Annotated in this window: 15 protein-coding genes; 4 read left to right on the forward strand and 11 right to left on the reverse strand. The window is 68.8% G+C overall.

What is annotated here, in order from left to right:
- Positions 1-226: 226 nt before the first annotated feature.
- A complete protein-coding gene (locus SK224_RS03415) occupies positions 227-400 on the forward strand; it encodes a hypothetical protein (protein ID WP_320433384.1) in 174 nt (57 codons plus the stop codon).
- A gap of 37 nt (positions 401-437) precedes the next feature.
- On the opposite strand, the gene SK224_RS03420 is transcribed toward SK224_RS03415, so the two are convergent.
- From SK224_RS03420 to SK224_RS03440, 5 genes are all read right to left on the reverse strand, one after another.
- On the reverse strand, positions 438-641 hold the full coding sequence (locus SK224_RS03420) for a helix-turn-helix transcriptional regulator (RefSeq protein WP_320433385.1): 204 nt from the start codon (positions 639-641) through the stop codon (positions 438-440).
- Positions 628-1,017 (reverse strand): hypothetical protein, encoded by a 390-nt coding sequence (locus tag SK224_RS03425; protein WP_320433386.1) that lies wholly within the window; start codon positions 1,015-1,017, stop codon positions 628-630. The genes SK224_RS03420 and SK224_RS03425 overlap by 14 nt, the downstream gene beginning before the upstream one ends.
- Before the next feature lie 156 nt (positions 1,018-1,173).
- Positions 1,174-1,794 (reverse strand): hypothetical protein, encoded by a 621-nt coding sequence (locus tag SK224_RS03430; RefSeq protein ID WP_320433387.1) that lies wholly within the window; start codon positions 1,792-1,794, stop codon positions 1,174-1,176.
- Between the two features lie 119 nt (positions 1,795-1,913).
- Positions 1,914-2,051 carry a hypothetical protein gene (locus SK224_RS03435; protein ID WP_192900640.1) on the reverse strand — a complete coding sequence of 46 codons (138 nt, stop codon included), beginning with the start codon at positions 2,049-2,051 and terminating at the stop codon, positions 1,914-1,916.
- Positions 2,052-2,096: 45 nt separating this feature from the next.
- Complete coding sequence (locus SK224_RS03440; RefSeq protein WP_320433388.1) at positions 2,097-2,717, reverse strand: hypothetical protein; 621 nt, start codon at positions 2,715-2,717, stop codon at positions 2,097-2,099.
- A gap of 120 nt (positions 2,718-2,837) precedes the next feature.
- On the opposite strand from SK224_RS03440, the gene SK224_RS03445 reads away from it, so the two are divergent.
- On the forward strand, positions 2,838-3,143 hold the full coding sequence (locus SK224_RS03445; RefSeq protein WP_320433389.1) for a heavy-metal-associated domain-containing protein: 306 nt from the start codon (positions 2,838-2,840) through the stop codon (positions 3,141-3,143).
- A gap of 109 nt (positions 3,144-3,252) precedes the next feature.
- Here the strand turns inward: SK224_RS03445 and SK224_RS03450 are convergent, their stop codons facing one another.
- From SK224_RS03450 to SK224_RS03470, 5 genes are all read right to left on the reverse strand, one after another.
- Complete coding sequence (locus tag SK224_RS03450) at positions 3,253-4,056, reverse strand: DUF72 domain-containing protein (RefSeq protein WP_320433390.1); 804 nt, start codon at positions 4,054-4,056, stop codon at positions 3,253-3,255.
- Positions 4,057-4,282: 226 nt separating this feature from the next.
- Positions 4,283-5,947: a molybdopterin-dependent oxidoreductase gene (locus SK224_RS03455; RefSeq protein WP_320433391.1), complete on the reverse strand. Its 1,665-nt coding sequence runs from the start codon at positions 5,945-5,947 to the stop codon at positions 4,283-4,285.
- Between the two features lie 60 nt (positions 5,948-6,007).
- Entirely contained in the window at positions 6,008-6,664 is a 657-nt protein-coding gene (locus tag SK224_RS03460) for a fasciclin domain-containing protein (protein ID WP_320433392.1), read from the reverse strand.
- Between the two features lie 135 nt (positions 6,665-6,799).
- The gene (locus SK224_RS03465) at positions 6,800-7,630 is read right to left on the reverse strand and encodes a PhzF family phenazine biosynthesis protein (protein ID WP_320433393.1); all 831 of its coding nucleotides are present in this window, start codon (positions 7,628-7,630) and stop codon (positions 6,800-6,802) included.
- Positions 7,631-7,699: 69 nt separating this feature from the next.
- Complete coding sequence (locus SK224_RS03470; RefSeq protein ID WP_320433394.1) at positions 7,700-9,400, reverse strand: AMP-binding protein; 1,701 nt, start codon at positions 9,398-9,400, stop codon at positions 7,700-7,702.
- Between the two features lie 177 nt (positions 9,401-9,577).
- Between SK224_RS03470 and SK224_RS03475 the strand changes: the two genes are divergently transcribed.
- Entirely contained in the window at positions 9,578-10,729 is a 1,152-nt protein-coding gene (locus tag SK224_RS03475; protein WP_320433395.1) for a polysaccharide deacetylase family protein, read from the forward strand.
- Positions 10,730-10,738: 9 nt separating this feature from the next.
- Here SK224_RS03475 and SK224_RS03480 read toward each other — a convergent pair whose 3' ends face one another.
- Positions 10,739-11,893 carry a glycosyltransferase family 2 protein gene (locus tag SK224_RS03480; protein ID WP_320433396.1) on the reverse strand — a complete coding sequence of 385 codons (1,155 nt, stop codon included), beginning with the start codon at positions 11,891-11,893 and terminating at the stop codon, positions 10,739-10,741.
- Positions 11,894-12,055: 162 nt separating this feature from the next.
- Between SK224_RS03480 and SK224_RS03485 the strand changes: the two genes are divergently transcribed.
- On the forward strand, positions 12,056-12,316 hold the full coding sequence (locus tag SK224_RS03485; RefSeq protein WP_320433397.1) for a glutaredoxin family protein: 261 nt from the start codon (positions 12,056-12,058) through the stop codon (positions 12,314-12,316).
- Positions 12,317-12,341: the final 25 nt, after the last annotated feature.

A 12,341-nucleotide genomic window follows, 5' to 3' on the forward strand; every position in this document is an offset into this window, starting at 1 on the left:
CACGGACGCGCGAAAGGAGGTAGCACCCTCGACGAGAGGGAACGCAGACCCTAAACGCGACCTCCCCGGAGGCCTGTACCCACTGACTGCGTTCGTCCTCGACGACAATGCGGCGCCGGCACCCGGCCAGATCACCCCGCAGCTCGGGTGGGGTGAGGACTCGCGCGGACCGTTTCTCATCCTCAACAAGTTCGACCAAGACCTACTGGCCGGAGGAGCGATCCAGGTGATCGGGCTCGCCGCTTGCGCCCTACCGGGCATCGGTTGGGTATCGTGCGGTGTCATCCAGGGAGCTCTGCTCGTTGCCAGCGCGGGGATCTCGCAGCTGCCGAAGCCGTGCCCCGACCAGGCAAAGGTGTACCTCTTCCAGGAGTACAACCGGGTCGGCTGCTACCCCTGAATCCCGGCGGCGTAGGAACCGCTGGAGGGCATCCCGCTCACGGGGCGCCCTCCAGCGTGAACAGGGAGTCGACGCGCTGATCCAGCTCCCGCGCGAGAACCAGTGCGAGCATCAGCGTCGGCGCGTGCGCGCCTCGTTCGATCGAGATGATTGTCTGGCGAGACACGTGGCAACGCCGACTCAGTTCCTCCTGCGTCAAGCCGGCGGCGAGGCGGGCCGCGCGGACGTTACTGACGAGCACCGCGGTTCACCCAAAGGCGCGAGACGCCGTAACCGATTACCAGCACCGCGAGCAGCCCGAGAAGGATGATCCAGCTCGGCACAGACGGTGACGCCATCCCGACCGCCAACGCGATGGCCGTCGCCACCAGAGCGAACACGTAGGCTCCAGCGCGCGCACGCACATCCTCTGCGTACTCGACGGAGTCGGGCGAGCTCGTACGGTCAGCCCGTTGCCGGCGGCGCTTGAGGAACATGGCGCCGAGTCCGACGAAGGCCACAGGGACGGTCAATGCGACGACGCGCAGCCACTCGAGCTCGTAACGGTAGGCGAGCCCGAGACTGATCGCCATGGCGGCGAGTCCGCTGAGGAGAAGAGCGAAGTACTTCCAGAACATGAGCCACCTCCGGGTCGCAATGTCAAAGACTCTTGACCAGCGACGCTAGGTTTACGCCATCGCAATGTCAAGCGGGCTTGACATTGCGATGCGACGACGTGTGTCGAGACGTCAGCGTGAGAGCCGAGATCGGCTCCGCGCGCGAGGGCCGCGGCGTCAGCCGTCGATGCCGAGAAGCTGCTTCGCGGCGGCGACGGCCGGAGTACCGCCGAAGTCGGGATCGACCCCAAGCTTCGTCTGCGTGAGCGTGACGTAGACCCCGGGCACGTTCGTGACCGTCGTGAGACTCCGGAGGTCTCCGACGACGCGGCCCAGGTTCGCGATGCCGCCTGCGGCCTCGAGTCCCGCATCCGGCACATACTCCAGTCCGGACAGCTCGATGATGTCCTTGGTGGGAACGTCGTCCGCGCCGTTGTTCGCGTCGACGGTCGCACCGAAGGACGCGATGACATCGGCATTGGTGGGCGATTTCCAGAGGCAGTCGACCGATTCACCGTCCACGACGTCGTCGACGATCTCCATCCCCTCGATCTGCGCCGAGACGAGCGCACCGATCGTGGCGCACGAGGGATAACGTGCGACGACATCCGCCACCGTGTACTCACCGCCGCCCGCGTGTGAGCCTCCGGCGGCCGGCTCGGAGGACTGTCCGCTGCCCGCATCCGGCTCCTGTTCTACTGGAGCGGGCGCGGCGGCCGCGCAGGATGCGAGGAGAGCGGCGCCGCATCCGAGTGCGAGGACGGCGAGGAAACGGGTGAGCGGGCGGGAGGTCGGCACGAAAGGAGCCTAGGGACGACCCTCCGCCCTTCCCGGGTTATCCACATCGCGCTCGCGTGCCCGACGCCCTGGGCACAGGCTTGGCACGCGGGACGGCGCCTCTGGTGCGGAGATGACGCTCAGGCGGGCTCGGTCACGCGGACGAGGCCGCAGTTCAGGCACGACCACGCGACAAGGAACGCCTCGTCGTCCAGGATCTCGAAACGCAGCGCATCACCGCAGGTGGGGCACACCCACGGGGGTTGTCGAGAGGTCACCTCTCGAGCGTAGAACCGCCTCCGGCGGCGAGGGTCGTCGCGACGTCAGCCGTCGATGCCGAGCAGCTGCTTCGCGGCGGCGACGGCCGCGGGCCCGCCGAAGTCGGGGTCGACCCCGAGCTTCATCTGCGTGAACGTCACGTATACACCGGGCACGGTCGTCGCGGTCGTCAAACCACGAAGGTCGCCGACCGTGCGTCCCAGATCCGCCCTCCCCCCTGCGGCTTCGAGTCCCGCATCCGGCACATACTCCAGTCCCGCCAGCTCGATCGTGTCGGTCGTCGGCACATCGTCGGCACCGTTGTTCGGATCGACGTTGACCCCGAAGGTCACCGCTTCCGCCCCGATGGGTGACTTCCAGTAGCACTCCACGGAGCCGTCTTCGATCGTCTCCTGCGCCAACTCGAGCCCCGCGACCTGCGCCGCCACCACCGCTCCGATCGCCTCGCACGAGGGGAAGCGCGACAGCACACCGTCGACCGTGAACGACCCTCCGCCCCCGGTGCTCTGCGGCGAGGAGGGCTCTTCGCTCACCGGCGCCGCACTGGAATCGGGGTCACCCTCCGCGGGAGCCGGAGCGGCGGCGGCGCACGATGCGAGCAGCGCGGCGCCGCATCCGAGTGCGAGGGCGGCCAGGAGTCGGGTGAGCGGGCGGGAGGTCGGCACGGAGGGAGCTTACAGACGGCCGCCCATCCGCCGAGCGTTATCCACACCACCGTAGAGTGAGCCCCAACCCTCGCTCACCTATACCCCCTCGGGGTATGCTGATGCCGGAACGGAGCACATATGATCCAGCGCATCGAGTTCGGCCGCACCGAACCCAAGGCAGCTTGCGCCTGCGGCGGTCACGGCGACCATCACGCATCCGAGCCGGCAGCCGCCGACGCCCAGGAGATCCTCGTCACCGGGATGACGTGCACGCATTGCGTGTCGGCCGTCACCCAGGAGCTCACCGCGATCGACGGCGTGACCGATGTGTCCGTCGACCTGCAGGTCGGCGGCGCCTCCCGCGTCACCTTCCGCTCCGCATCCCCCGTCGATGCCAAGACGATCGCCGCCGCGATCGACGAGGCCGGCTACTCGCTGGCCTGAGCCGCTCGCCGCACCGCCCCCGCGCCACGAGACTGCTTCTCTCGCACGAGATCACGGGTAATGCCCGTGATCTCGTGGCGGAAGTGCCGTCTCGCGGCTTACGAAAGCGTCATACGCGCGCGGCGAGCGCAAGAGCGTCATGCGGCGCGCGACCACGCGCGTCGTTGTCGAAGTAGACGTACACGTCACCCGACCACCCGGAGATCCGCTCCGCCCACGCGTCGAGCTCCGCATCCGAATAGCCGCTCGCGTACAGGTCGGTCGACCCGTGCAGTCGTGCGTAGGCGAAGGATGCGGTCTGCTCGTCGAACCCGGGCCAGGTTCCCGCCGAGTCGGCGGCGACCAGCGCGACGTCATGCTCCCGAAGCACGGGCGCGAGCGCCGGGGTCTCGAACGACCGGGCACGCGGCTCCAAGGCGTGGCGAAGAGGCCGGTCCTCATCGATCTCGAGCCACGCTCGCCCCTCGACCCGCGCATCGTGACGCCGGCCAAGTTCCACCGCGGCGCCCGTCGACCTCGGCAGGCGCGACAGGAAGTGCTCGAGCACATCGGCGTCGAACTCCTCCCGCTCCGGAAGCTGCCACAGCACGGGTCCGAGCTTCGGCCCGAGCGCCAGCACCCCCGATGCGAAGAAGTTCGCCAGCGCCTGATCGACATCGCGCAGGCGCAGCATGTGGGTGATGTACCGCGATCCCTTGATCGCGAAGACGAAGCCGTCCGGCACCGCATCCCGCCAGCGCTGATAGCTCGTGGGCCGCTGCAGCGAGTAGAACGATCCGTTGAGCTCGACGCTCCGCATCCGCTCGCCGACGTAGGCGAGCTCCCGTGCGTGCGCCAGCCCCGCGGGGTAGAAATCGCCCCGCCATGACGGGTAGTTCCACCCGGATATGCCCACGCGCACGTCGCGACCCATGCCACCTCCTCGCGCCCGCGACGCTACGGCGACGGATGCGGCCGGCGCACCCGATGGCGCTTCGGCGTGCGCCGTGCTACCGGGGCCGCCTCGCGACCCGTTCTTCCGCGAGACTGCATCTTTCGCACGAGATCAGGGGTAATACCCGTGATCTCGTGCTCGAAATGCAGTCTCGCGGAATGAGGGGTGCTCGCACGCTCGCGGGAATGAGGGGGCAGCGCGGGCGTCAGCTCACCGTCACGAGCGTGCGCTGCCAGCCGGACGAGCCGTCGGGGGCGATCGGCGCGGACTCCTCGATCTGCAGCTCGCCCGCGGCATTGATCGCGCGTACCGCGATGTAGTGCGAGCCGGGCGTGGCGTCCCATTCGAGCATCCACTGCACCCAGGTGTCGTTGTTGATGGGCGAGGAGAGGGTCGCGCGCTGCCATTCGCCATTGTCGATGCTCACTTCGACGGCCGAGATGCCGACGCCCTGCGCCCACGCCATGCCGGCGATCGGGACCTTCCCCGCCGCGACCGGCTTGCCGATCTTCGGGGTGTCGACGCGCGACGAGAACTTGATGGGCGCGCGTTCGCTGTAGCCGCGCGGCGTCCAGTAGGCGGTGTCGGCGGCGAAGGTCGTGACCTTCAGCTCCTCGACCCACTTCGTCGCCGAAACGTAGCCGTAGAGGCCGGGGACCACCATCCGCACGGGGAAGCCGTGCTCGAGCGGCAGCGGCTCGCCGTTCATCGCGACCGCGAAGATGGCGTCGACGCCCGGGTCCGTGAGCGACTCCAGCGGAGTGGATGCGGTGAAGCCGTCGACGCTGCGCGAGAGCACCATGTCGGCGCCGGACTGCACGCCGGCTGCGGCCAGCACAGTGCGCACCGGCACGCCCAGCCACCGCGCATTGCCCACGAGGTCGCCGCCGACCTCGTTCGAGACGCACGTGAGCGTGATCACGTACTCGTCGACACCGAGGGCGATGAGATCGTCGAAGCTCAGCTCGACGCGCTTGTCGACCATGCCGTCGACGACGAGACGCCATGTGTTCGGGTCGACCGTGGGAACGGTCAGCGCGGTATCGACGCGGTAGAAGTCCGCGTTGGGGGTGAAGAGGGGGGAGATTCCGTCGACGTCGAGCTCTGCGCCCGGCGGGACGGGAACCGTCGTCTTGGGCGAGGGCAGCCGGAGCGCGTCACGGATCTGCCGGATGGACGCGGTCGTCGCGTTGAGCGCCCGGGCGCCGAGGCCCACCACGACGGCGGACGCCGCGACGATGCCGGTGAGGATGAAGAACCCGCGGCGATCCATCTGCGCCTCGGACGGTGCGGACTTCGAGCGCCGTTCGGGGGACGCGAAACGCGGCGCCGGTCCGCCGGAAGCAGCATCACGGGTCCCTTCAACAGAGCTTGTGGCGGCGGCCGGACTTGTGGCCGCGGATGAGGCGGCGACGTGGAGCTTCCACCGACGCAGGCGAGCGGTGAGCAGCATCAGCATCCAGATGCCGACGGCAGCCCCGGCGACACAGGCGACTCCGGCGAGAGCTCCCGCATCCGCGCGTGTGACGACGGCGGCGGTCGCCAGAGCGGCGGCGATCGCGAAGAGCACGACGCCCCAGAGCGGCCGGATGGTCTCGACGACGCCGATGACGGCGGCGGCGATCACGACCGCCACGGCGAGCGAAGCGAGCAGCACCGGCTTGTCGGCGGTGCCGAACGTCGAGATCGCGAACTCCTTGAGCGGTCGCGGCACGATGTCGATGACGAACGAACCGACCGCGATCAGGGGGCTCGTGCCCCGGGAGACGAGGGCGGCGACAGCCTCGCTCACCGCGAGGAAGGCCGCCGCCGCGACGACACCGGCGAGCGAAGCCCAACCCCACGTCGTGCGCATCCGCAGTCGTGTCATGGTCGGTCTCCGCTCGCCGGTCCGGCGGGTCACGCCGGAGTGTCGTCAGTGTTCAGGGGATCACATGGGGGGCATCAGCACCGAGTCGATGAGGTACACGGTCGCGTTCTTGGTCTTCACGCCACCGCAGATGACCTTGGCGTCGTTGACCATGATGTTGTCACCGCTGCCGGTCACCGTCACGTCCTGACCCTCGACCGTGGTGTGCATGCCGTCGATCGCGTCCGGCGCGATCTGGCCGGGGACCACGTGGTAGGTGAGGATCTTGGTCAGCGCCGCGCTGTCGGTCTTCAGCGAGTCGATGGTCGCGGCGTCGATCTTGCCGAAGGCCTCATCGACGGGGGCGAAGACCGTGAACTCGCTGCCGTTGAGAGTGTCGACGAGGTTCACGTCGGGGTTCAGCTGGCCGCTGACGGCCGACACGAGCGTGGTCAGCAGCGGGTTGTTGGATGCGGCCGTGGCGACCGGGTCGAGCGACATGCCCTCGACCGAGCCCGCACCGCTCGGGACCATCGCGGCGTAGTCGGCGCAGCCGGCGCCGACGAGGTCGGATGCCGCATCCATCGTCTTGCTGGGCATCGGAGCTGCCGTCGAGGTCTCGGGCGCCATGGTGCTCTCGGACGTGCCGGCAGATCCGCCCGCACAACCGGCGAGTGCGAACCCGGCGACGGCGAGAAGGGTGAGGCCGCCGAACAGGTGCTTCTTGTTGGTGCGCATGATGTCCTCCGAATCAGAGAGTCGCTGTGTGCCGACTCGTTCAGAACACGCCCCGGTGCCGGGAGCGAGGTAGCCGCACTCTTGCGGCGTACATCCTCTGTTCGGCGTGCTCCGTGAAACGGATGGGAAGAATTTCTAGCGGATGCGCGCGGCCCTCCCGGAGACCACGATTCCGCCAGTGGAGGTCACGTCCACATCGAGCACGCTCGGCCGTCCGACGTGTGCGCCCTGGCGGATCCGGATGCGCCGCGGCGCGAGGCCGCGGCTGCGCAGGTATCCCCCCGTCGCCGCGGCGGCAGCACCCGTGGCGGGGTCTTCGGTGACGGTGCCGACGGGGAAGATGTTGCGCGCGTGCCAGAGCGCAGCGCTCTCGGGCCAGAGCACGATGATCGTGGCCGGCCAGCCGTTCGCATCCAGCAGACGGCGCGCGGCGACGGGGTCGAAGGCGAACGCGTCGAAAACCGGGCGCTCGGCGAGCACGAGCAGCGGATGCCAGTTGCCGCCGTATGCGAGAGCCGGCGGATACGAGGGATGCAGGGCACCCCGATCGATCCCCAGCAGCGCGAGGAGTTCGTCCAGCGTCTGCGGCGTCAGCTCCGCCGCATCCGGTTCGACGCTCGTGAACGACACGATGCGCCCCTGCTCATCGGAACGCGTCACGATCTCGATCCCGCCCACCGCGGTCTCGAACACGAACCGACCGTCGCCCTCGCTCTCCGCCAGCGCCGCGGCCGTGGCGACCGTCGCGTGACCGCAGAAGGGCACCTCCGCGATCGGAGAGAAGTAACGGATGCGGCGGGTTCCGTCCGCATCCGTGGTCGCGAAGGCGGACTCGGCGTACCCGAGCTCGGCGGCGATGCGCTGCATCCGCTCGTCGCTCCAGCCCTCGGCGGAGCGCACGACCCCGGCCGGGTTGCCGCCTGCGGGGTCGTCGGAGAAGGCGGTCCAGTGCTCGATCTCGCTCACGGTGCCACGCTACCCACGCCCGGGCACACCGGCCCCGGTCCACCCGGCGCTGCGTGGACCGGTCGGAGGTCAGCCCTTGAGGTCGGGGAAGTCGCTCTCGCGGAACTCGGAGCCGATGCGCTCGGCCCCGGCCGCCTCCTCGCGCTCGCGCAGCTCGACGCGACGGATCTTGCCGGAGATCGTCTTGGGCAGCTCGAAGAACTCGACGCGGCGCACCCGCATGTAGGGCGGCATGTGCTCGCGCGCGTGGGCGAGGATGCTGCGCGCGGTCGCCGCATCCGGCTCCACGCCCGCGGCGAGCGCGACGTACGCCTTGACCACGTTCAGCCGCACCGCATCCGGAGCACCGACGACACCGGCCTCGGCGACGGCCGCGTGCTCGAGCAGGATCGACTCCACCTCGAACGGCGACACCTTGAAGTCGCTGGCCTTGAACACGTCGTCCGTGCGCCCGACGAAGGTCAGGAAGCCGTCGGCGTCACGGACGGCGACATCGCTCGTGTGGTAATACCCGTCATGCTCGACCTTGGCCGTGCGCTCGGGCTCGCCGATGTAGCCGGGTGTGAGATTCAGCGGCCGCACGGGCGCCGTGGGCAGGCAGATCTCGCCCTCGTCGGCCACCTCGCCGGTGACCGGATCCCGCAGCACGATCTCGACGCCGGGAAGAGCGCGCCCCATGGATCCGGGCTTGAGCGCAACGCCCGGCGTATTGCCGATGACGGCCGTCAACTCGGTCTGGCCGTAGCCGTCGCGGATCTGGATGCCCCACCAGCGCTCGATCGTGGCGATCACCTCGGGATTGAGCGGTTCGCCGGCCGACAGCAGCTCGCGCAGCGCCCGCGGCTTGCGCTCGAGGTCGGCCTGGATGAGCATGCGCCACACGGTCGGCGGCGCACAGAACGTGTTGACGCCCGCGCGGTCGAGCTCGCCGACGAGCGCCACCGCGTCGAAGCGGCGGTAGTTGTAGACGAACACGGTCGCCTCGGCGATCCACGGCGAGAAGAACAGACTCCAGGCGTGCTTGCCCCAACCGGGCGCGCTGATGGTCATGTGCACGTCGCCGGGACGCACACCGATCCAGTACATCGTGCTGAGGTGGCCCACCGGGTAGGAGACGTGCGTGTGCTCGACCATCTTCGGACGCGAGGTCGTGCCGGAGGTGAAGTAGACGATCGCCGTGTCGGTGGAGTCCACGACGACTCCCGGGCGCTCGTCGGATGCGGCGTCCGCATCCGCGAATGAAGCCCAACCCTCTCGGTCTCCGCCCACGACGACCCGCACGAGCCCGGGGTCGAGAGCGTCGAACTTCTCTGCATCCGCCGCATCCGCGATCACGACACGGACGCCCGCGCGATCGATGCGCTCCGCCAGATCATCGGGTCCGAGCACGACCGAGGTCGGCAGGATGACGGCGCCCAGCTTCATGATCGCGAGCATCGCCTCCCAGAGCTCGACGCGGTTGTCGAGCATCAGCATCACGGCGTCACCGCGGCGCACGCCCTGATCGCGCAGCCAGTTCGCGACGCGGTCGGAGCGCACCCGCATCTCGTCGTAGGTACGCGACGCCTCGGTGCCGCCTTCCTCGAGCACCCGGAGGGCGAGGCGGTCGTTGCCGAGAGCGATCTCGTCGAACCAGTCGACGGCCCAGTTGAAGTGGTCTCCCACATCGGGCCAGACGAACCCGGCACGAGCGGCCTCGATGTCGTGGGAGTGGGCGAGCAGGAAGTCCCTGGCCTCGCGGAATGCGCGGCCGGCAGCGGAGTGGAGCATCGTGTCTTCGTTCTCGACGGGGAGAGGGTGCGGCGCTCGCGAGCGGGCTCTGGCGCCGTCCGGTCAGTCTAGAACCGCGTGTGTGCGGGCCGCGGCATCCGTTCCCGGGCGGCCCCCGATAGCATCGATGCGGTCGTCGCCGCCAGGGGGAGCCGACCGCACGGTACCGGGGGATTCATGGAGACGACCAGACGAGAACAACGTGGACGCCGCTCGGTGCTGCGCCGACGCAGAGCGCTCGCCGCGGCCGTCGGGGTCATCGCCGTGGTCCTGATCGCCGTCGGTGTCGTGGCCGTCGTGCGCGGAGCGGCCTCGACGCCCGCACCGGCGGCCCAGACGGCAGATCCGCCCACGCCGACGCCCACCCCCACGCCCACCCCGCTCACCGCGAGCCAGCAGCTGCTCGCCGATAGCGACGACCCGGCTGCGTGCGCCGTGAGCTTCGCCGGCGACGCGATCGCCGAGCAGCCACAGCTGCAGTCGCAGGGCAAGCTCTACGCCTATCTGCCGATCCCGCGCCGCGAGGGCGCCGTCTTCGCGGGCTGGTACGCCACTCCCGCCGACGCGCAGGCCTTCACGATCGCGGCTCGCGTGAACGGTGCCGACGTCGTCACGTGCACCGACGACGAGATCACCCTCTACGGCGCGTGGAAGAGCCCCGACGAGGTGGCGAGCGAGGACGTCGGCGTCCCGATCCTCATGTACCACCAGTTCACCACCCGTCCGGAGGGCGAGGACGGCTGGCTGAAAGGCAATTACGCGTACATCAACGACTTCGACGCGCACATGGCCTATATCGCCGAGAAGCAGTTCTACCTACCGACCTGGGACGAGCTCAGCGCCTTCATCGACGGCCGGCTCTCCCTCCCCCACCAGTCCGTGATCGTCACCGACGACGATGCGGACCAGACCTGGCTGGATCTGGCCGTTCCCGTGGTCGAGAAGTACGGCGTGCTGACGACGTCGTTCGTGATCACCGCTGCGCGACAGGCGCCGTCACCGGGCCTGCATGTGCTCCAGCGGTCCCACACGCACGACATGCACACGGCGGGCGACAACGGCAAGGGGCGGATGGTCAATTACTCGGTCGAGCAGATCGTCGCCGACATGAACACCTCCGCCGAGATCCTGGGTGCGAAGGAGGTCATGGCCTACCCGTACGGTCACTACAACGACACGGCCAAAGAGGGGCTGCGTCAGGCCGGCTACGAGATGGCTCGCACCATCGAACCCGGATACGTGCACGCCGGCACCGACAAGCTCGCGCTTCCCACCGTGCGGATGAACTACGGGATGGGCCTGCAGGATCTCATCAACCTGATCGGCTGATCCGGCGGATCAGATCTCCCCGGGCGAGATCGCCTGACGGTCGATCTCCTCGACGAAGTACCGGGCGCGCGAGGGTGCCGGGCGCGGCGACGAGGCGCGGCGGGGTGCGTAGACCACCAGCGAGTGGAACAGGAAGCGCACCACGAAGGCGGCGACGAGGGTGACCGCGGTGGCGATGACCACCGAGATGTGCCACGTGGAGATCATCAGCGTCGTGATCGGGATGCGGATCAACAGCTCGACGTTGTTGAACGAGAACGACTTCGCGAACCTGCTGCCGATCCCGGACGCCTGCTCTCGCATGTCCTGGAAGACGAACCGCTCCTGCAGCAGGAAGTTCGCGATGATCGTCGTCTCGGCGGCGATGATCATCGCCGCGAGGTCTGTGACGCCGGCGTGCGAGAGCAGCCACACGATCGCGACATTGGCCACCGCCCCCAGCGCACCGATGAGCGCGAAGGCGGACATCTTGCCGAAGCGGAGCATGGCGAGCTGCGCGAGGAACGAGATGCCCTGCGAGAACGACGCCTTCGAGGCGCCCGCGAAGCGGTCCGCGAACGCGAACGGGATCTCGGCGACGCGCAGCGAACGACGAGCGAGGATCTCGAGCAGGATCTTGAAGCCGCGCGGGCGCAGCTGGTCGAGATCGATGGCACGACGGTCCACGAGGAAGAACCCGGTCATCGGGTCGGTGACCTCGCGCAGGCGGATCGGGAACATGGCCTTCGTCACGGCGGTCGACCCCCGCGAGACGATGACGCGCGAACGGTCGGCGAGCCCGCCCGCGGTGCCGTCCGCGGTGTAGCGCGACGCCACCACCACATCGACGTCACCGTGCAGGTAGCGCCCGACCAGGCGGGCGATGTCCTCCGGCGGATGCTGCAGGTCGCCGTCCATGACGATGCAGACGTCGCTGGGCGAGGCATCCAGACCCGCGACGACCGCTCCGCTCAGACCACCCACGGGGTCGTCACGGTGGATGAGACGAACGGGGATGCTGGCGGTGGCCGCCACGCGCCGGATGACGTCCGGCGTCTCGTCTGTACTGTCGTCGACGAAGAGGATGTCGACGCTGAAGCCCTTCGCGGTTGCGGCGACCCGACGCACGAGCTCCGCCACATTGGGCGCCTCGTTGAACGTGGGGACGATGACCGTGACCTGCATGTGCACCGCCTGATGGAAGCTGTGAACGCCCGGATGCGAGCGACACTACCCATCCTGGCACGCTCCGGATGTCAATTCCCTGGGCTTGAGCATCCGCATAGGAATCCGCTAGCCAACTCGTAACCACCCGATCACGGCCCGTTTACCCGTACCCTGGAATCCATGAGCGAAACGGGATCCGGCATCACGATGTTCGGCGCCGAGTGGTGCCGCGACTGCCGCCGCACGAAGGCTCAGCTCGATGAGCTGGGCGTCGGGTACACCTATGTCGACCTCGAGGCCGACCCCTCCGCGGCGGAGGTCGCCCGCGAGATCTCCGGGCGCACCAACATCCCGGTCGTGGTCTACCCCGACGCGACCCACCACGTCGAGCCGTCCAACGCGGACGTCGACGCGAAGCTGCGCGAGCTGTCGATCATCTGAGCGGCTCCCCGCGACGGAGCGGGAT

Source organism: Microbacterium sp. BG28 (assembly GCF_034044005.1).
Taxonomy (GTDB): Bacteria; Actinomycetota; Actinomycetes; order Actinomycetales; family Microbacteriaceae; genus Microbacterium.